We start from the raw sequence: 18,959 nt of genomic DNA, 5'->3' as shown, positions 1-18,959 counted from the left end.
ATGATTGCGGAAGAATGGAATCCATGTCTCAGACTCCCTTCGCGAACAGGCAGAGTGTCGCCGTGCTCGGCGGCGGTCCCGGCGGCTACGAGGCGGCACTCGCCGCCGCGCAGCTGGGCGCGGAGGTGACTCTCGTGGAGCGCGTCGGGGTCGGCGGATCGGCCGTGCTCACCGACGTGGTGCCCTCGAAGAGCCTGATCGCGACGGCGGATGCCGCGGTGGCGATCGCCGAGGCATCCGATCTCGGCGTGCAGTTCTACGCGAAGGGCGCGAACGGCAAGCCGCTCAAGCCCGAGATCGCCATCAACCTCGCCGCCGTGAACAAGCGCCTGCTGGCGCTGGCCGGTCAGCAGTCCGAGGACATGCGCACCGCCCTGCTCGGGGCGGGCGTGCGGATCCTGTCCGGGCACGGCCGGCTGGAAGGGGCGAACGCGATCGTCGTGTCCACCGCCCCCGGCGGCACGGACTTCGACCGGGTGGAGGCCGACACGCTCGTCGTCGCGGTGGGCGCCTCGCCGCGCGAGCTGGACTCCGCCAAACCCGACGGCAAGCGCATCCTCACCTGGACGCAGCTGTACGACATGAAGGAGCTGCCCGAGCACCTCATCGTGGTCGGCTCCGGTGTGACCGGCGCCGAGTTCGCGTCCGCGTACATGAACCTCGGCGCCAAGGTCACCCTGGTCTCCAGCCGTGACCAGGTGCTCCCCGGCGAGGACAAGGACGCCGCGAAGGTGCTCGAGAGCGTGTTCACGCGCGGCGGGATGCAGGTGCTGTCCAAGTCCCGCGCGCAGACGGTGGAGACCACTGAGGACGGCGTGCGCGTGACGCTCGCGGACGGCCGCACGGTGGAGGGCAGCCACTGCCTGATGGCGGTCGGGTCGATCCCGAACACGGCCGGCATCGGCCTCGAGGACGCCGGTGTGGAGCTGACGGAGTCCGGGCACGTCCGGGTGAACCGGGTGGCGCGCACCTCGGTGCCGAACATCTACGCGGTGGGGGACTGCACCAACTTCTTCCCGCTCGCCTCGGTCGCCTCCATGCAGGGGCGCACCGCGGTCTTCCACGCGCTCGGCGACATCGTGATCCCGCTGGAGCAGCGCAAGATCACCGCGAACATCTTCACCGCGCCGGAGATCGCGACCGTCGGCTACTCGGAGCAGGACGTCGAGAACGGGGTCGCGGACGGCATCGTCTACAAGCTGCCGCTGGCCGCCAACCCGCGCGCAAAGATGATGGGCATCCGCGACGGGTTCGTGAAGGTCATCGCCCGCAAGGGGTCGGGCACAGTGATCGGAGGGGTGATCGTCGCGCCGAAGGCCTCCGAGCTGATCTACCCGCTCGCCGTGGCGGTGGAGCGACGCCTGACGGTCGACCAGGTCTCCCGCGTGTTCGCCGCATACCCGTCGCTGTCCACGAGCATCACCGACGCCAGCCGGGCGATGCACGTCAACATCGCGTAGCGTCTGGACGCGCCCGCCGCGGGCCGCGCCGTCCCCGTCCCGGTCGTCGGGCGGGGACGCGTGCGGCGCGCCCGAGACGAACCACGGGTCGCCTCAGACGTCGCCGCCCACGGCTCAGGAGATCGTCAGCAGCTGGTGCCCCGCCGACACGGTCGCACCCGGCTCGGCGTTGATGTTGCCGATGACGCCGTCCTTGTGCGCCTGCAGCGGCTGCTCCATCTTCATCGCCTCGAGCACCACGACCAGGTCGCCCTTGACGACCTGCTGGCCCTCCTCGACGGCGACCTTGACGACGGTGGCCTGCATGGGCGACTTCACCGCGTCGCCGGAGGCTCCCGCGTTCACGGTCGCCGCGTGGCTGCGGCGCGACGGCGGCACGGCGGCCGGGCGACCCGCCGTGTTCGCGACCGGCGCGGCGACGCGGTCGGGCAGGCTCACCTCGAGGCGCTTGCCGCCGACCTCGACGACGACGGTGTGCCGGCCGGGGGCCGACGCCGGGTCCTCCAGCTCGCCGTCCCATGCCGGGATGTCGTTCACGAACTCGGTCTCGATCCAGCGGGTGTACACGCCGAACTCGCCGTTCTCGGCGGTGAAGGCCGGGTCGCGGACGACCTTGCGATGGAACGGGAGCACGGTGGGCAGGCCCGCGACCTCGAACTCGTCCAGGGCGCGGCGGGCGCGCTCCAGGGCCTCCTCGCGGCTGCGGCCGGTGACGATGATCTTCGCCAGCAGCGAGTCGAACGCGCCGGAGACCGTGTCGCCGGCGGTGACGCCGGAGTCGAGACGGATGCCGGGGCCGCCGAACGTCTTGAACACGTGGATCGGTCCGGGCTGCGGCAGGAAGCCACGGCCGGGGTCTTCGCCGTTGATGCGGAACTCGATCGAGTGGCCCTGCGGTTCGGGGTCGGCGTAGTCGATGGTGCCGCCCGCGGCGATGCGGAACTGCTCGCGGACGAGGTCGATGCCGGTGACCTCCTCGGAGACGGGGTGCTCCACCTGCAGGCGGGTGTTCACCTCGAGGAAGGACACGGTGCCGTCCGCGCCGATGAGGAACTCGCAGGTGCCGGCGCCGACGTAGCCGACCTCGCGCAGGATCGCCTTGGATGCGTCGTACAGGGCGCGGTTCTGCTCCTCGGTGAGGAACGGCGCGGGCGCCTCCTCGACCAGCTTCTGGTGCCGCCGCTGCAGCGAGCAGTCGCGCGTGGAGATGACGACGACGTTGCCGGCGGCATCCGCGAGGCACTGCGTCTCGACGTGCCGGGGCTTGTCGAGGTACTTCTCCACGAAGCACTCGCCGCGGCCGAAGGCGGCGACCGCCTCGCGCGTGGCGGACTCGAACAGCTCGGCGACCTCGTCCAGCTCTCGGGCGACCTTCAGCCCGCGCCCGCCGCCGCCGTACGCGGCCTTGATCGCGATGGGCAGGCCGTGCTCCTTCGCGAAGGCGATCACCTCGTCGGCGGAGTCCACCGGCCCCGGGGTGCCGGCGGCGAGCGGCGCGCCCACCTTCTCCGCCACGTGCCGGGCGGTCACCTTGTCGCCGAGGGCCTCGATCGCCTCCGGCGAGGGCCCGATCCAGGTGAGCCCTGCCCCGATCACGGCGCGCGCGAACTCGGCGTTCTCGGCGAGGAAGCCGTAGCCGGGGTGCACGGCGTCGGCGCCGGACCGGCGCGCCACCGACAGGATCTTGTCGATCTGCAGGTACGTCTCCGCACTCGTGGAGCCGTCCAGGGCGTAGGCCTCGTCGGCGAGTCGCGCGTGCATCGCATCCCGATCCTGGTCGGCGTACACGGCGACGGAGGAGATCCCGGAGTCACGGGCGGCGCGGATGATGCGTACGGCGATCTCGCCGCGGTTCGCGATGAGCACCTTGGCGATATCAGGCATGACTGTCAGCCTAGCGAGTGCGCGCGCGTTCCTTTTGACGACTCTCCACAAGAAATCGCGGAGATCGTGTCGTCCCGGCTACCACTGCGCCTGCGGCGTCCCGCGCGTCACCAGAGCTCGGTCCACACCACGCCCAGCTCGCCGGCCAGGCGCCGGAGGGTGGACAGCGACATCCCGACCACGGTCGACGGGTCCCCCTCGACGCGCGTGATGAACGCGCCGCCGAGGCTGTCCACGGTGAACGCGCCGGCCACGTGCAGCGGCTCGCCGGATGCCACGTACGCGGCGATCTCGGCATCCGACACGTCCGCCGCGAACGTCACCGACGCCTCCGCGACCGCCGTTGCCTCGCGCGGGTCGGCGCCGGGGGAGAGCCGGAACACGGAGTGCCCCGAGTGCAGTGTCCCGGTGGATCCGCGCATCCCGCGCCAGCGCCGGGTGGCCTCCTCAGGCGTGTAGGGCTTGCCGTACACCCGACCGCCGATCTCGAACATGGAATCGCCGCCGGCGACGAGGCCGTCGAAGTCCGGCTGCTCGGCGCGCAGCCGCCGGGCCACGTCGGCGGCCTTCTCGCGAGCGAGCAGCAGCACCAGCTCGTCCGGTGCCAGGGCGGTGCCGCGCGCCCTCTCCGCGGCGGCCGCCACCGCCTCCTCGTCCACCTGCGGCGCCATCGTGACCGGCTCGATCCCGGCCTGCCGCAGCAGCATCAGACGGGCGGGGGAGGTGGATGCCAGGCACACGCGCATGCCCTCCACGGTATCTGGGATCATCGGAGGATGACCTCTCCCGCTGGCGACACCCTCGATCTCGATATCACCGGCATCGCCCACGGCGGCACGGTCGTCGCCCGGCACGAGGGACGGGTGGTGTTCGTGTCGGATGCCATCCCCGGGGAGCGGGTGCGTGCGCGGCTGGCCGAGGGCAGCGGGGAGACCCGCCGGTTCTGGCGGGCCGACGCCGTGGACGTGCTCGAGGCATCCCCCCACCGCCGCCCGCACGTGTGGCCGGAGGCGGAGATCACGCGCGCGCCGCAGGACCGCGCCGGCGGCGCCGACCTGGGGCATATCGCCCTGGACCATCAGCGGGTGCTCAAGCGGCGGGTGTTGCAGGAGGCGCTGGACCGGTTCGCCGGCGGCGGCCTGGAGGCCCCGGCGGTGGCCGGTCTCGACGATGGCGACGGGCTGGGGTGGCGCACGCGGCTCACCCTGCACGTGGCCGAGGACGGGCGGATCGGCCCATACGCGCCGCGCAGCCACCGGGTGATCGAGGTGTCCTCGCATCCGCTCGCCCGCCCCGCGGTGGCGGAGGCGGCGCGCGGGCTGCGGGGCCTGAAGCCCGGGCGCGTCGATCTCGTCGAGCCCGCGGACGGCCGCGTGCGGGTGCTCGCCCGCCCGGACCGGGGACGGCACCGTCCGGCGCCGGAGACCATCGTCGAGACGGTGGCCGGACGCGACTTCCGGCTCGATGCCGGCGGGTTCTGGCAGGTGCATCCGGCGGCCGCGCGGACGCTGCACGACGCGGTCGTGGACGCCCTCGCCGGGCGGGTCGATCCGGATGCCACGCACTTCGACCTGTACGGCGGCGTCGGCCTGCTCTCCGCCACCCTCGCCGGGCTCGGCGCCACGGACATCGTCACGGTGGAGTCCGATCCGCGCGCCACGGCCCACGCGCGGGAGAATCTCGCAGACCTCGACGTCGAGGCGGTCACCGCCCGCGTCGACCGGTTCCTGGCGGGTGCGCCCGAGGGCACGCGCGCAGGAACCGTGGTGCTGGACCCGCCGCGCTCGGGCGCGGGGCGCGCGGTCGTGGAGGGCGTGCACGCGCTCTCCCCGGAGGCGATCGCCTACGTCGCGTGCGATCCGGTGGCGCTCGCCCGCGATCTCGGCACGTTCCGCGACCTCGGCTGGCGGGTGGAGCGGCTGCGCGCCTTCGACCTGTTCCCGCACACGCACCATTTCGAGACGGTGGCGCTGCTGCTGCCCGCGGCGTCGTGACGGCGGGCCGTCTCGCGACCGCGGAAGCCGTCAGTAGGCTGAGCGTATGAGCACCGTCGCCCTCATCGACGACCACGAGTCCGTGCGTCTCGGCCTGGAAGCGGCCTGCCAGCGCGACGGTGAGCAGACCGTCGTGTTCTCCGGCGCGACCGTGCGCGAGTACCTCGCATGGCGCGCGTCGTCGGATGCCCCGCCGGTGGACGTCGTCGTCCTCGACCTCACCCTCGGGGACGGCACCACGGTGACCGAGAACGTGGCGACCCTCGTCGCCGACGGCGCGAGCGTCGTGATCCACAGCGTCGCCGACCGGCCGGCCGCGGTGCGCGAGGCGCTCGTGGCCGGCGCCGCCGGGGTGGTGAGCAAGTCCTCCGCGCTCGACGACGTGCTCGACGCGATCCGCACGGTCGCCCGCGGAGACGCGCTGAACAACGTCGAATGGGCCAGCGCCGTCGACGGGGACCGCGAGTTCGCCCACGCGCAGCTCTCCAGCCGGGAGCGCGAGGTGCTGCGCCTGTACGCGACGGGGCTGCCGCTGAAGGTCGTGGCGGAGCGGCTCGGCGTCGCGTACTCCACGGCGAAGGAGAACATCACCCGCATCCGGGTGAAGTACGTCGAGGTCGGACGCCCCGCGCCGACGAAGGTCGACCTGCTGCGCCGCGCGATGGAGGACGGCATCGTCTCCCCCGACGGGGTGACGAGTGGCGGCTGAGGCCGGGTCCATCCGGGAGGCGTGGAGCCGCATCCCGTCGCTCGGGGTGAACGGCGGCGAGTTCGAGCGCTTCACCGGGGAGCGGATGGAGCGCATCCTCGGCATCGTCACCGCGATCGGATCCACGGCGCTGGGGGCGCAGGCGCTGTTCGCCGCGATCACCCGGCTGCCCGAGGCGGACCCCGCGCGCATCGCGATGATGATCATGGTGTTCGGCCCGCTGCTGGCGATGATCCTGGCCTGCATCACCGGCCGGTGGGCCCGGCAGGCGTGCGGGACGTTCGCCGTCGTGTACGTGCTGGCGCTGCTGCTGTGGCCGCAGGTGGTGAACCCGGCGGTGCGCACGCCGGACACCCAGCCGTGGATCTTCTTCCTGGTCAACATCGGGGTGGCCGCGGCCATGATCGCCTTCCCCGTGGTGCTGCAGTTCGCGTGGGCCATCGCCGTCCCGTTCGTGTACGGCTTCGTGCGGCTCGTGCAGGGGGAGTTCTCGCAGAGCTTCTGGATCTCGACCGCGTTCGACGTGTCGTTCACCCTGATCCTCGGCATGGTGATCGTCTCCCTGGCGTGGATGTTCCGTCAGGTCGCCGGCGGGGTCGACGAGGTGCGCTCGCAGACCGTCTCCGCCTACGCCCGGGCCGCGGCCGCCACCGCCGCCGAGGAGGAGCGGGTGTCGCTGGCCGCGCTCATGCACGACAGCGTGCTCGCGGCGCTCATCGCGGCCGAGCGCGCCGAGAGCGACCGCGAGCGCGGCCTGGCCGCGGGGATGGCGAGGGAGGCGCTCACCCGGCTGGCGAACACGGAGGCGTCGATCGCGCAGGAGGGCAACGAGCAGCCGATCGCGGGCGTGCAGGTCGTCGCGGAGCTGCGGCGGGCGCTGTCCGAGCTGGGCGCCGACGCCGTCGTGGAGGAGCGGGGCGTCCCGGCGGCGATCCCGGAGCGGGTGGCGCGCGCGATCGTGCTCGCCGCGCGTCAGGCGATCGGCAACGCGATGACGCACGCGGGCGGGCGCGGCCTGCACGTCGTGGTGGAGGCCGCGCGACCGGATGCCATGTCGGTGACGGTCCTCGACAGCGGCCCCGGCTTCGACGTCGACGCGATCGGGGCGGACCGGCTCGGCATCCGCGCATCGATCCTGGCCCGGATGGCGGCCATCGCCGGGACCGCGGACGTCCGGTCCGGGCCCGGCGGGACGACCGTCACCCTGTCGTGGGAGGCGGCATGAGGCGCACCGTCCGCAGCATGGCCACCGGTCTCGCCCTCGGGTTCGCGGTGTACTTCGCTGCGCGCGCGGTGTGGTGGATCGTGCAGCCCACAGCGCCGCTGCTGATGGTCGCGGCGATCTTCCTCTACCTGGCGACGATCCTCACCGTCGTCCTCGTGCAGCAGGCGGTGAGCGTACGGATGCCGCTGTGGGCCGCCGTCCTCGCGCTCGCCGCGAGCGCCGTGATCCCCGTGCTGGTCAACCTGTCCCTCGAGCCGGCGGTGCGCACCGCGCCCTTCGCCACCTGGTACATCGGGGGGATCGGCCTGCTCGGCGTGGTCTGCGTGGTGCGGCGGCGACCGATGTTCGGCTGGGTGATCCTGGCGACGCTGATCGTGTCGGCCTGCGCCTTCCTCGGCATCGGCGAGGCCTTCACCTTCGGTCTCGTCGGCTCCATCACCTGGCTCGTGCTGGCGCAGCTGCTGGTGTTCTTCTGGGGGCGGGCGGTGCGCGACACGGAGCGGCTGGCGGACATCCAGCAGGCCGTGTCGGCCTGGCATGCGACGCAGCTGGTGCGGCAGCGGGAGAGGCGGATGCGGGTGCAGCTCGCGCTCGAGGTGGCCGGCCCCGTGCTGGGCAGGACGGTCGCCGCGCAGGGTCGGCTCACTCCGGAGGAGCGGCTGGAGGCGCGGCTCGCCGAGGGGCGGCTGCGGGACGAGCTGCGCGGGGCGAGTCTGCTCAACGATGCGGTGCGGGACGCGATCCAGGCTGCCCGGCGCCGTGGCGTCGTGGTCACCGTGTTCGACGAGGGCGGTCTGGATGACGTGCCGGAGGAGCGGCGAGCGCAGATCCGGGACGAGCTCGCCGACGTGCTCGCTGAGGTGCGGTCCGAGCGGGTGATCATCCGCGCCGGCCGGGATGAGACCGTCGCGGTGACGGTGGTCGGCCGGGCGGCCGGCGGGCACGACGAGGACGGGGTCGACCTGTGGCACGAGATCCCGCGTCGGAAGGCGGACTGAGCGCGGCATCCGCCCGGCGTCGTCCGATCCGTCGCGCAGACGGACGGATCGGGCGTGAGCGCGGCTGTCCAGGACCGCCCGGTCGTCCAGGGCCGACCGGCTGGGGATCCGATCGGCTGGGGGAGAGAGGGCGAGGGGCGGCGAAGCCGCCCGCCCCTCGCCAGCGCGGAACAGCTACCCGAAAACTGTCCGCTAAAGGGCGGTTGTGCGTCTGCCTACCCTGGGACAGAGCATCCGCCTAACGCGAAGCGTTGACACCAGTCTTCCGATTCGCAACGGGTCTGTCTGTAGGTATTTCGGGGGACAAAACCGGCTCTTCGGGGGCAGATCCGGCCTTCCGGAAGGGATCGCCGCTCGGACGGCATCCTCAGCCGGAGAAGCGGCCCCAGGGGATGTCGCGCCGCAGTGGACGGCGCAGCCCGCGCTGGGTGCGCTGCCACACCGAGACCGGCGGCTGCTCCGCCACGGCCTCCTCGCTCTCGTGCGCGTAGGCCTCGCTCACGACGGCGATCAGCGCGGCGAGCTCCTCCTCGGTGGGTGCTCCGCGCACGATGGCCGGCTGCGGCGACGGCTCGCTCACAGCGGGATGTTCCCGTGCTTCTTCGGCGGCAGCTCTGCCCGCTTGCCGCGCAGGGCCCGGAGGGCCTTGGCGATGGCGACGCGGGTGGCCGCGGGCTCGATGATGCCGTCGATCTCGCCGCGCTCGGCGGCGAGGAACGGCGAGGTGACGCTGTACGTGTACTCGTTGGCCAGCCGCGTGCGCACCGCCGCGACGTCCTCACCGGCCTCCTCGGCCCGCTTGATCTCTCCCCGGTACAGGATGTTGACGGCGCCCTGGCCGCCCATCACCGCGATCTCGGCGGTGGGCCAGGCGAGGTTCACGTCGGCGCCCAGCTGCTTCGAGCCCATCACGATGTAGGCACCGCCGTAGGCCTTGCGCAGGATCACGGTCACCAGGGGCACGGTCGCCTCGGCGTAGGCGTAGATCAGCTTGGCGCCGCGGCGGATGACGCCGGTCCACTCCTGGTCGGTGCCGGGCAGGTATCCGGGCACGTCGACGAGGGTGACGATCGGGATCGAGAACGCGTCGCAGAAGCGGACGAAGCGGCTGGCCTTCTCGCCCGCGTCGATGTTGAGCGTGCCGGCCATCTGCGACGGCTGGTTGGCGATGATCCCGACCGAGCGGCCCTCGACCCGGCCGAAGCCGATCACGATGTTCGGCGCGAACAGCGGCTGCACCTCGAGGAAGTCGCCGTCGTCCACCACGTGCTGGATGACGTCGTGGATGTCGTAGGGCTGGTTGGGGGAGTCGGGGATGATCGTGTTCAGGCTGCGGTCGGCATCCGTCGTCTGGAACTCGAACGACGTCTCGTACGCCGGGATCTCGGCCATGTTGTTGTCGGGCAGGAACCCGAGCAGCGTGCGTGCGTAGTCGATCGCATCGTCCTCGTCCTCGGCGAGGTAGTGCGCGACGCCGGAGCGGGTGTTGTGCGTGAGCGCGCCGCCGAGGTCCTCCATGCCGACGTCCTCGCCGGTGACCGTCTTGATCACGTCGGGGCCGGTGACGAACATCTGGCTGGTCTTGTCGACCATGATGACGAAGTCGGTGAGCGCCGGGCCGTACACGGCGCCGCCGGCGGCCGGTCCCATGATGATCGAGATCTGCGGGATGACCCCGGACGAGCGGGTGTTCAGCCGGAAGATCTCGCCGTACTTGCTGAGCGCGAGCACGCCCTCCTGGATGCGCGCCCCGCCGGAGTCGAGGATGCCGACGATCGGCATCCCGCCTTGGAGGGCGAACTCCATGATCTTGATGATCTTGTCGCCGGAGACCTCGCCGAGCGAGCCGCCGAAGGTGGTGAAGTCCTGGGAGTACACCGCCACGGTGCGGCCGTGGATCGTGCCGATGCCCGTGACGACGGAGTCGCCGTAAGGGCGGTTGCGGTCCATGCCGAAGGCGGTGGTGCGGTGTCGGACGTACTCGTCGAACTCGACGAAGCTGCCCTTGTCGACCAGCAGCTCGATCCGCTCGCGGGCGGTCATCTTGCCCTTGGCGTGCTGCTTCTCCTGGGCTTTCTTCTCCGCGTCGATGACCGCTTCGGTGTATCGCGCGCGCAGGTCCGCGATCTTGGCGGCCGTGGTCGAGAGGTCAGGCGTGTCCGTCACGGAATCCACCCTAGTGCCGGGGCGCGGGGAGCCGTTGGACGCTCGCCACAACGGGTCCGCGGATGGTTTGCAGGATGCCGCGCACTGGGAGCACGGCCGTCGTGCGCTCCTCCGCGTATCACCTCGGTGTAACGAGAAAAGGCCGAAGATTCAGTGCGCGATGGGCGGCGGCGGGGCTTTCGGGTCGATCGGGTAGAGCATGCGGTCACGGTAGGAGCGGCCGCCGACCCGCACACGGCCGCTGGACCCCCGTCGCCGTGACCGGGGGAGAAGCCGGGCTCAGGCCTCGTCTGTGGAGGAGGAGCGCTCCGCGGCGGCGACCTCGTCGCCGGCCTGCTCGCGATCCCTGCGACGCAGCATCCCGCCCGTCTTCCGGCCTGCGGCGCCCAGGCCGCGCACGGCGGAGCCTGCCGCTCCGGCGACGGCATTGCCGACGAACTTCGCGCCGTCGACGATCCTGCTCTCGATCCGCTCCGTGCCGGGCACCGGCTCGAGCTCGGCCGGCAGGCTGGCGGGGGCGATCCCGAACGCACGCCGCGATGTGGTCAGCACGCGACGGCCGAGGAGGTGATTGCCGGCGCCGCCGATCGCGGCGCCGATGCCGAAGGGCAGGGCCTTCCCGAGCAGCGAGGCGCTGTCGCGGGTGGCGAACTGGTGGATGAACGCGGACTTCAGCCGGTCCAGGAGCGGCCCGACCGCGGCGCGCGGCAGCGACTTGGTGACCAGTTCGCCCCAGTACGCCGAGCGAGGGCCGCCCTTTCCGACGGCCTGCCGGGCGAGCTGGGAGACCAGGTCGACGCCCTCCTTGCCGAGCATGAGCGTCATCACCAGCGCCCGCGCGCGATCCGGGTTGTCGATCGCGATGCCGTGGACCTCGGCGAGCGACTGGGCGAACAGGGCGGTGGCCTCCATGAATCCGGCGGTCTCCACGCCCGACAGCGCCAGCGTCACGCCCGTGCCGATCCCGGGGATGACCGCGGTGGCGCCCACCGCTGCGCCCCCGGTGGTCACCGCCGTGAGGTAGCGGTTCTCCAGGATCTTCACGATCTGCGCGGGCGTCGCCTCGGGATGGCGCCGGCGGATGCTGCGGATGTGCGCCACGACGAGCGGGCGCTGCACGGTCATGACGCGGTCGAGGCCGCGCACGACGAGCGGATGCTCCGGGGATCCCACCGGCGGGACGGGGGAGTCCCACGGGGCGTCGTCAGGGAGCGAGTGGATCTTGTGAACCTTCTCGCGCATGAGGCGATCCTATGTGCGAGATCCGCGAGTACGCCGAGAGCCCGGCATACAGAACGCCGAGAGCCCGGCATCCGCTGGGGGAACCGGGCTCTCGACGCGATCGCAGGATCAGACGTAGTGGTTGGCGCGCTCGAGGTCCTCGGCGAAGTCGATCTCGACCGCGTACAGGTCGGAGATGTCCATCGGCTCGAGCAGCAGGCCGTTCTCGGCGATCGCGAGCTCGAGGCCACGCTCGAAGTAGTCCTGGTCGTCCACGCGCTGCAGCTGGCGCATGAACGCCTTCTTGTCCGCCGCGGAGATGTAGTTGATGCCGACCGCCTCGCCGAGCCCGCCCTTGACGGTCTTCGACAGCTCCTTGATGTAGCCCTCGGGGTGACCGTGTACTTGACCTCCTCGTCGCTCACCTTGGAGGTGTTGACGGTGACGAACGACTGGTCCCGCTCGATGTAGGGCATCGCGCGGCCCAGGATGCGCGGGTCGAAGACGACGTCGCCGTTCATCCACAGCACGCCGCCCTTGCCGGTCACGCTGAGCGCACGCAGCAGGCTCTTGGAGGTGTTGGTGACGTCGTAGCGCTCGTTGTGCACGTAGTTCACGTTCGGGAACGCCTCGATGATGGTCTCGGCGCGGTAGCCGACGACCGTGGTGATGAGGGCGTCGTCGCCGAACGCGGCACGGATGTTGTCGTGCTGCTGCTGCATGATCGTGCGGCCGTCGCTCAACTCGGTGAGCGGCTTGGGCAGGGCGCGACCGAGGCGCGAGCCCATGCCGGCGGCGAGGATGACGGTCTGAAGAGCCACGAAATTCTCCTAAGGTTCGCTGTCGATTCGTTCACTGTCGGTTCATCGACGGGACACCTCTTCGTGCCGCTGTCATGCTAGCGATGTCACCTGGGAGAGCGCCGGTCGCGCGGATGCCGTTGCCGTTTCGTGACCGAGTGCACACCGAACGCTCAGGTTCGCCGGAGTGCGCGGGAAGCGGCTTGATACCTTAGGCACGTGACTTCTTCTCTCGATTCCGGAGCCGATCCTGCTGACGCCGCGACGGACGAGATGACGGATGCCCGCGCGGGCGGCGCCCGGGCGGGAGGCGCGTCCGGGCGCACCGCATCCGAGGGCGCGACCGACGACGCCGGCGCGCGGAAGTCGGCGAAGAAGACCGCTGCTGGCAAGACTCCCGCCGCATCCCCGGATGCCGCCGCGACCGCCGCGGCGAAGGCGGCCGCACGCAAGACCGCCGCCGCGAAGGCGGCCGCACGCAAGACCGCCGCCGCGAAGGCGGCCGCCACCAAGCGAGCGTCGGCGGCCGCCGCGGCCAAGACCGCCGCGGTGAAGGAGGCGGCCGCGAAGGCCGCGGCGGCGAAGAGCAGCGCGAGGACAACCGCCGCCAGGACGACGGCGGCCAAGACGGCTGCCGCCAAGGCCGCCGCTGCGAAGGCCGAAGCGGCGAAGGCGGAGGCCGCGCAGGCGGAGGCGGAGGCGGCTGCTGGGGGAAGCCCGGGGACGCGGCTGTCGCGAAGAAGACGGCGGCGAAGAAGACCGCGACGACGAAGACGGCGGCGAAGAAGCCGGCTGCGCGGAAGACCACGGCCGCGAAGACCACTGCAACGAAGACCACGGCCGCGAAGACCGCCGCGACGAAGACGTCCGGCACGAAGACCGCGACCGCCAAGACCACCGCGAGGAAGAACGCCGCCGGCGAAGCGGCATCCGTCGAGGACCCGACCAGCGCCGCCACCACCGCGGCCGAGGGCGCGACGACGAAGACGACCACCACGACGGCACGGACCACGAAGGCGCGGAAGTCCGCGGCGGCCACGCTGGCCGCCGATGCGGAGGCGCCGTCCGACTCGACCCAGCCTGCTCCGACCGAGGCCGTCTCGACCGAACCTCCGGCGACCGAGCCCGCCGCGACGGAAGCGACCCCGCGCAGGAAGCCGGCGCGCGCGACGTCCGCGAAGACCGCTGCGACCCGGCCCGCGTCGCGCACCTCGTCCGGCTCCGGGAGCGCTCGCGGGTCGCGGGCGACCGTCTCCAGCGACGACGCCAAGCGCACCGAGATCGACGTCGTGTCCGGGCCCATCGAGACCATCTCGAAGCCGGCCTCGGTCGAGGAGCCCGCGCCGGCGGTCGACGAGTCCGGGTCGGTCGTCGACGAGTCCACGTCCGCCGTCGCGGAGCCTGAACCGGCCGTCGCGGAGGTTGCGCCGGCCGTCGAGGAGCCTGGCCTGGAGCAGGACGCGTCCCCGGCATCCGACGGCCCTGCCGCCGATGCGGCCGCGGCTGAAGCGCCCGTCGCGGAAGCCACCCCCGCCGACGCGCCTGCCGGGGAGACCACCCCGACCCAAGCGCCCGCCGCCGAAACCGCCACCACCCCGCGCGTGACGCCCGCCGCCTCGGCGGCCCCGGCCGAGGCGATCGTGATCCGTGGGCTCGTCAAGCGCTTCGGCGAGAGCCGGGCGGTGGACGGCATCGACATCACGGTTCCGGCCGGCTCCTTCTACGGGCTCGTCGGCCCGAACGGCGCCGGCAAGACCACGACCCTCTCCGTCATCGCCGGGCTGCTGCGGCCGGACGCGGGCAGCGTGATGATCTGCGGCATCGACCAGCGGGTCAAGCCGCTGGCCGCCAAGCGGGTGATGGGCGTGCTCCCCGACCGGCTGCGCACCTTCGACCGCCTCACCGGGCGGCAGCTGCTGCACTACTACGGGCAGCTGCGCGGCCTGCAGCACGCCGTGATCGAGAAGCGCATCGCCGACCTCGCCCGCGCCTTGGACCTGACCGAGGCTCTCAGTCGCGTCGTCTCGGACTACTCGGCCGGCATGACCAAGAAGGTGATGCTCGCCGGCGCGATGATCCACTCGCCGCGCGTGCTCGTGCTCGACGAGCCGTTCGAGGCCGTCGACCCGGTGTCCTCCGGCGTGATCCTCGACATCCTGCGCTCGTACGTGTCGCACGGCGGCACCGTGATCCTGTCCAGCCACGGCATGGACCTCGTCGAGCGGGTCTGCTCACGCGTCGCGATCATCGTCGAGGGGGAGGTCCTCGCAGAGGGCACGATCGACGAGGTGCGCGCCGGCAAGTCCCTGGAGACGCGCTTCGTCGAGCTGTCCGGCGGCGGCGGGGAAGTGGAGGGCCTCGAGTGGTTGCACACGTTCTCCGCCTGAGGCTGGCGCTCCTGGTCGGAGCGCTGCGCGGCGAGCGGCCGGTGCGCACCGCGCTCGGGTTCGCGATCGCGGTCGTGCTCACCGTCGCGGTGTGCGTCGCCGTGCTCGGCCTGGACGACGCGCCCGCGCCCGTCGCGCGCGCCGTCATCGTGCTCGGCGGGGCCGCGGCCTTCCTCGCCTTCCTGGTCGGGCCGATGCTCTCCGGCACGGTGGACCAGCTCGACCCGAGGCGCTTCGCCCCGTTCGGCGTCGACGAACGGCGGATGCCGTGGATCCTCCTGCTCGCCTCGGTGGTCAGCGTTCCGAGCCTGGCGATGCTGGCCATCGCCGCCTGCGTCGCCGTCGTCGCGATCGGCGCCGGCGTGCCGTGGCTGCTGGCCGTGCTGTGCAGCCTCGTCGGCGCGATGACCACGATCATGGTCGCGCGGATCGGCATGGCGGCCAGCGCGATCCTGCTGCCCGAGCGGCGCTCGCGGGAGCTGACCGTGCTGTTCACGATCCCGGTCATCGTGATCGCGTTCCCGGTCGCGGTGTACTTCGCCTCGCTGGCGTGGAAGGGGCGGGTGCCGCACGGCGTCGAGACGATGTCCGCGATCGCCGGTGCGACACCGCTCGCCGCCCCGTACGGGCTCATCTTCGCCGCCGAATCCGGAGACACCGGCGGGGCGTGGCTCTCCGGCATCGTCGCCCTCGCCACCGCGGTCGGCATCGCCTGGCTGTGGAACGCGCTCGTGCGGCACATGCTCACGACCACCGAGCGCCCGGTCGCCGCCCGGGAGCGCTCCGGCATGGGCTGGTTCGGCATCATGCCGTCCACCGCGTTCGGCGCCGTCGCCGCGCGCAGCCTGGTGTACTGGCTGCGCGACCGGCGCTACATCGTCAACGTGATCGTCGTGCCGATCGCCGGCGTCCTCACCGTCTTCCCGCTGCTGGTGGCCGGAGTGCCGCTGTCGATCGCCGCGCTGGTCCCGGTCCCGGTGATGGCGCTCTTCTTCGGCTGGCTGCCGCACAACGACGTCGCCTACGACTCGACCGCCGTGTGGATCCACGTCGCCAGCGGCCTGCGCGGCATCCCCGACCGGCTGGGCCGGCTGGTGCCGGTGACGCTGGTCGCGGTGCCCACCCTGGCTGTCGCGATCTCGGTCAGCCTCGCCGTGGCATCCCGCTGGCATCTGCTGATGCCGATGATCGGCCTCGCCGCGAGCCTCCTGCTCACCGGCCTGGGCATGTCCAGCATCGCGTCGGTCATCGCGCCCTACGCCGTCTCCCGGCCGGGCGACAGCCCGTTCCAGCAGCCGCAGCGCTCCTCGTACGGATCGTTCGGCCCGGCGCTGACCTTCGTGGGTGCGATCCTGCTGAGCGGCCCGACGATCTGGCTGTTCGTTCTCGCGGTGATCACGGGCGGCCACGGGGCCGCCGCGTTCTGGGTGGGCGTCCTCACCGGCGCGGTCGTCGTCGCCGGCGGCGTGATGCTCGGCGGGCGCATCTTCGAACGCAGCGGGGAGCGGCTGATGGAGTTCGCGGAGACGACCTGAGCCGGGCCGGGCGCGACTAGACTCGCGGCATGAGTACTCCGCTGGACAGCCCCGATCAGGGCGGCGTGGCAACGCTTGATCGTGAACTCGAAGAGATCCTCCGCGAGGAGAACCTCGAGCCCGGCGACCATGAGCGCTTCTCGCATTACGTGAAGAAGGACAAGATCCTCGAGTCCGCGATTACCGGCAAGCCTGTGCGGGCGCTGTGCGGCAAGAAGTGGACGCCCGGGCGCGACCCGGAGAAGTTCTCGATCTGCCCCACCTGCAAGGAGATCTACGAGGGCCTCAAGAACTGAGGCCGGGCCCTAACGGGCGTCTTCGAAGACGGTCGGGATCGCCGGGTCGGACTTGCTGAGCGCGAGAGCGCGGATCGGCAGCTCCTCGCGCACCTGCAGGTGATGGGCGCGCGCGGCGGCCGTGCCCTCGGGCCCCTCGTGCGCGGTGTCGATGTCGCCGTGGTCGACCAGGGTGATCTGCAGCGGCCGGGACCCGGGGTGCTCGGACGGCACGTCGACCTCTTCGAAGCCGTCGGAGACCGCGATCGTCTCCGCGGTGGCCACGCCGTCCTCGAGCGTCCGGAACGCGGCCTTCCGGCCGCCCTTGGACCCCTTGTCGGTGGACGCCTTCGCGACGGCCACCCACGAGCCGTCCGGCGCCTGGCGTGCGACGAGCTTGTACACCATGCTCGCGGTCGGGTAGCCGGATCCGGTCACGACCGAGGTGCCGACGCCGTAGGCGTCCACGGGCGAGGCGGCGAGAGCGGCGATCGCGTATTCGTCGAGGTCGCTGGTGACGGTGATCTTCGTCCCGGTGGCGCCCAGCTCGTCGAGGTGCGCGCGCACCTCGGCGGCCACGATCGGCAGGTCGCCGGAGTCGATGCGCACGCCGCCGAGGCCGGTGCCGGCCACGCGCACCGCAGTCTCGACGCCGGCGCGGATGTCGTAGGTGTCGACGAGCAGGGTCGTCCCGGTGCCGAGCGCCTCCACCTGGGCGCGGAACGCGTCCTCCTCGGTGTCGTGCAGCAGTGTCCAGGAGTGCGCGGCCGTGCCCATGGTGGGGATGCCCCAGCGCCGGCCGGCCTCGAGGTTGCTGGTCGCCCCGAACCCGGCGATGAACGCAGCCCGCGCGGCCGCCACCGCGGACTCCTCCGCAGCCCGGCGGGAGCCCATCTCGGCGAGCGGGCGCTCACCGGCCGCGATGCTCATGCGCGAGGCGGCCGTCGCCACCGCCGAGTCGTGGTTGAGGACGCTGAGCGCGAGCGTCTCCAGCACCACCGCGTCGGCGAAGGTGCCCTCCACGGTGAGGATGGGGGATCCGGGGAAGTACAGCTCCCCTTCCCGGTATCCGCGGATGGTCCCGGTGAACCGGTAGCCCTCCAGGTAGCGCAGAGCGTCGGCATCCACCACGCGGTTGTCGCGCAGATAACGCAGCTCGTCCTCGCCGAAGTGGAAGTCGCGCAGCAGCGACAGCAGGCGCCCCGTCCCGGCCACGACCCCGAACCGCCGGCCGCCGGACAGGCGCCTGGAGAACAGCTCGAACACGCTGGGCCGCCGCCCCGTCCCGTCGCGCAGCGATGCCGCCAGCATGGTCAGTTCGTAGCGGTCGGTGAGGAACGCGGTGCTCATGGGCTCAGTGTACTGAGCGGGCTCCGGCCGACCCGCCGCCGGATGCGGCCGGATGCCGCCGCGGCGGCGGCCCCGGTACCGTGATCGCATGACCGGGAACGACGGAGTGCGGGACGAACTGGACACGCTGGCGACGGAGGCCGTGGACCCGGCCTACGCCGAGCTCGACCTGATGAGCACGGCGGAGCAGGTCGCGGCGATGGCGGAGCAGGGGGTCGCCGCGGCCGAGGCGGTCCGCCGGGCGCAGGCGAGCATCGCCCGTGCCGTGGACGGCATCGTGGCGAGGCTGCGCGGCGGAGGCCGGCTCGTCTACATCGGCGCCGGCACGCCCGGCCGCCTCGGCGTGCTCGACGCCAGCGAGGTGCCGCCCACGTTCGGCGCCGATCCCGGCCTCGTGGTCGGCATCGTCGCGGGCGGAGAGACCGCGCTGCGCCGCGCTGCGGGCCGCGCGGGCGAGCGGCGCCTTCACCGTGGCGCTGGCGGCTAACCGCGGCGCCGAGATGTCCGGCGAGGCGGACGTCGCGATCGAGGTCGAGGTCGGCCCCGAGATCGTCGCCGGGTCGACCCGGCTGAAGGCGGGCACCGCGCAGAAGCTGGTGCTGAACACGCTCTCCACCCTGACGATGGTGCAGCTCGGCGCCGTGCACGGGAACCTCATGGTGGACGTGCAGGCCACGAACGCGAAGCTTCGCGCCCGCGCGGAGAGGATCGTGATGCACGCGACCGGCTGCGACGCCCGAGTGTCCGCGCAGGCGCTCGAGGCCGCCGACGGCTCGGCGAAGCTCGCGATCGCGATCGTCGCGGGCGGGACGGATGCCGCGCGGGCGCGCGAGGCCCTGGCCGCCTCCGGCGGCGTGCTGCGGGAGGCGCTCCGGACGCTCGGCGCGTCCGGAGCCTAGGAGCCGCGTCGGGAGCTGCCGGGCCGGGGCTGCCACCGCCCGATCGCACCCGCCGT

Annotated in this window: 18 protein-coding genes and 1 pseudogene; 11 read left to right on the top strand and 8 right to left on the bottom strand. The window is 72.2% G+C overall.

Annotated features, from left to right (window positions below; genetic code table 11):
- The first annotated feature begins 14 nt into the window (after window positions 1-14).
- A complete protein-coding gene (locus JRG78_RS08735) occupies window positions 15-1,460 on the top strand; it encodes an NAD(P)H-quinone dehydrogenase (protein WP_259606314.1) in 1,446 nt (481 codons plus the stop codon).
- A 114-nt stretch (window positions 1,461-1,574) separates the two neighbouring features.
- Here the strand turns inward: JRG78_RS08735 and JRG78_RS08730 are convergent, their stop codons facing one another.
- Together JRG78_RS08730 and JRG78_RS08725 are read right to left on the bottom strand one after the other, a co-directional pair.
- The gene (locus tag JRG78_RS08730) at window positions 1,575-3,344 is read right to left on the bottom strand and encodes an acetyl/propionyl/methylcrotonyl-CoA carboxylase subunit alpha (RefSeq protein ID WP_259606313.1); all 1,770 of its coding nucleotides are present in this window, start codon (window positions 3,342-3,344) and stop codon (window positions 1,575-1,577) included.
- A 107-nt stretch (window positions 3,345-3,451) separates the two neighbouring features.
- Window positions 3,452-4,090 carry a Maf family protein gene (locus JRG78_RS08725; RefSeq protein ID WP_259608180.1) on the bottom strand — a complete coding sequence of 213 codons (639 nt, stop codon included), beginning with the start codon at window positions 4,088-4,090 and terminating at the stop codon, window positions 3,452-3,454.
- A gap of 30 nt (window positions 4,091-4,120) precedes the next feature.
- On the opposite strand from JRG78_RS08725, the gene JRG78_RS08720 reads away from it, so the two are divergent.
- From JRG78_RS08720 to JRG78_RS08705, 4 genes are read left to right on the top strand one after another with little or no spacing between them, the layout of a single operon-like run.
- A complete protein-coding gene (locus JRG78_RS08720; RefSeq protein WP_259606312.1) occupies window positions 4,121-5,338 on the top strand; it encodes a class I SAM-dependent RNA methyltransferase in 1,218 nt (405 codons plus the stop codon).
- Between the two features lie 46 nt (window positions 5,339-5,384).
- Window positions 5,385-6,047: a response regulator transcription factor gene (locus JRG78_RS08715; RefSeq protein ID WP_259606311.1), complete on the top strand. Its 663-nt coding sequence runs from the start codon at window positions 5,385-5,387 to the stop codon at window positions 6,045-6,047.
- Complete coding sequence (locus JRG78_RS08710) at window positions 6,037-7,272, top strand: sensor histidine kinase (RefSeq protein WP_272653299.1); 1,236 nt, start codon at window positions 6,037-6,039, stop codon at window positions 7,270-7,272. The genes JRG78_RS08715 and JRG78_RS08710 overlap by 11 nt, the downstream gene beginning before the upstream one ends.
- Window positions 7,269-8,270 (top strand): hypothetical protein, encoded by a 1,002-nt coding sequence (locus tag JRG78_RS08705; protein ID WP_259606309.1) that lies wholly within the window; start codon window positions 7,269-7,271, stop codon window positions 8,268-8,270. The genes JRG78_RS08710 and JRG78_RS08705 overlap by 4 nt, the downstream gene beginning before the upstream one ends.
- 367 nt (window positions 8,271-8,637) lie before the next feature.
- Here JRG78_RS08705 and JRG78_RS08700 read toward each other — a convergent pair whose 3' ends face one another.
- The 4 genes and pseudogenes from JRG78_RS08700 to JRG78_RS08685 form a co-directional block, all read right to left on the bottom strand.
- Window positions 8,638-8,850: an acyl-CoA carboxylase subunit epsilon gene (locus tag JRG78_RS08700; RefSeq protein WP_259606308.1), complete on the bottom strand. Its 213-nt coding sequence runs from the start codon at window positions 8,848-8,850 to the stop codon at window positions 8,638-8,640.
- Complete coding sequence (locus JRG78_RS08695) at window positions 8,847-10,445, bottom strand: acyl-CoA carboxylase subunit beta (protein WP_432806405.1); 1,599 nt, start codon at window positions 10,443-10,445, stop codon at window positions 8,847-8,849. The genes JRG78_RS08700 and JRG78_RS08695 overlap by 4 nt, the downstream gene beginning before the upstream one ends.
- Window positions 10,446-10,715: 270 nt before the next feature.
- Window positions 10,716-11,678, bottom strand: coding sequence for a hypothetical protein (locus JRG78_RS08690; RefSeq protein ID WP_259606306.1), 963 nt, complete (start codon window positions 11,676-11,678; stop codon window positions 10,716-10,718).
- Between the two features lie 108 nt (window positions 11,679-11,786).
- Window positions 11,787-12,445, bottom strand: a pseudogene (locus tag JRG78_RS08685) (phosphocholine cytidylyltransferase family protein).
- Between JRG78_RS08685 and JRG78_RS08680 the strand changes: the two are divergent.
- Window positions 12,365-12,559 (top strand): hypothetical protein, encoded by a 195-nt coding sequence (locus JRG78_RS08680; protein ID WP_272653824.1) that lies wholly within the window; start codon window positions 12,365-12,367, stop codon window positions 12,557-12,559. The pseudogene JRG78_RS08685 and the gene JRG78_RS08680 overlap by 81 nt on opposite strands.
- A 71-nt stretch (window positions 12,560-12,630) precedes the next feature.
- Here the strand turns inward: JRG78_RS08680 and JRG78_RS08675 are convergent, their stop codons facing one another.
- Window positions 12,631-13,083 carry a hypothetical protein gene (locus JRG78_RS08675; protein ID WP_272653298.1) on the bottom strand — a complete coding sequence of 151 codons (453 nt, stop codon included), beginning with the start codon at window positions 13,081-13,083 and terminating at the stop codon, window positions 12,631-12,633.
- A gap of 663 nt (window positions 13,084-13,746) precedes the next feature.
- Here JRG78_RS08675 and JRG78_RS08670 point away from each other — a divergent pair.
- Genes JRG78_RS08670 through JRG78_RS08660 form a run of 3 tightly spaced genes read left to right on the top strand, consistent with a single transcriptional unit; the run spans window position 13,747 to window position 16,675 of the window.
- On the top strand, window positions 13,747-14,844 hold the full coding sequence (locus JRG78_RS08670) for an ABC transporter ATP-binding protein (RefSeq protein ID WP_272653297.1): 1,098 nt from the start codon (window positions 13,747-13,749) through the stop codon (window positions 14,842-14,844).
- The gene (locus JRG78_RS08665) at window positions 14,820-16,379 is read left to right on the top strand and encodes a hypothetical protein (protein WP_259606304.1); all 1,560 of its coding nucleotides are present in this window, start codon (window positions 14,820-14,822) and stop codon (window positions 16,377-16,379) included. The genes JRG78_RS08670 and JRG78_RS08665 overlap by 25 nt, the downstream gene beginning before the upstream one ends.
- A 29-nt stretch (window positions 16,380-16,408) precedes the next feature.
- Window positions 16,409-16,675, top strand: a complete 267-nt coding sequence (locus JRG78_RS08660) for a DUF3039 domain-containing protein (RefSeq protein WP_259606303.1) — start codon at window positions 16,409-16,411, stop codon at window positions 16,673-16,675.
- Window positions 16,676-16,684: 9 nt separating this feature from the next.
- Here the strand turns inward: JRG78_RS08660 and JRG78_RS08655 are convergent, their stop codons facing one another.
- Window positions 16,685-18,094 carry a nicotinate phosphoribosyltransferase gene (locus JRG78_RS08655; protein ID WP_432806404.1) on the bottom strand — a complete coding sequence of 470 codons (1,410 nt, stop codon included), beginning with the start codon at window positions 18,092-18,094 and terminating at the stop codon, window positions 16,685-16,687.
- Between JRG78_RS08655 and JRG78_RS08650 the strand changes: the two genes are divergently transcribed.
- A complete protein-coding gene (locus JRG78_RS08650) occupies window positions 18,093-18,491 on the top strand; it encodes an RpiR family transcriptional regulator (RefSeq protein ID WP_259606302.1) in 399 nt (132 codons plus the stop codon). The genes JRG78_RS08655 and JRG78_RS08650 overlap by 2 nt on opposite strands.
- Complete coding sequence (locus JRG78_RS08645) at window positions 18,475-18,903, top strand: N-acetylmuramic acid 6-phosphate etherase (RefSeq protein ID WP_259606301.1); 429 nt, start codon at window positions 18,475-18,477, stop codon at window positions 18,901-18,903. The genes JRG78_RS08650 and JRG78_RS08645 overlap by 17 nt, the downstream gene beginning before the upstream one ends.
- Window positions 18,904-18,959: the final 56 nt, after the last annotated feature.

The sequence above is a fragment of the Microbacterium sp. EF45047 genome (assembly GCF_028472845.1).
Lineage (GTDB): Bacteria > Actinomycetota > Actinomycetes > Actinomycetales > Microbacteriaceae > Microbacterium > Microbacterium neungamense.
The sequence above is the reverse complement of the archived record's forward strand: the minus strand, read 5'-3'. Positions and strand labels throughout refer to the sequence as shown.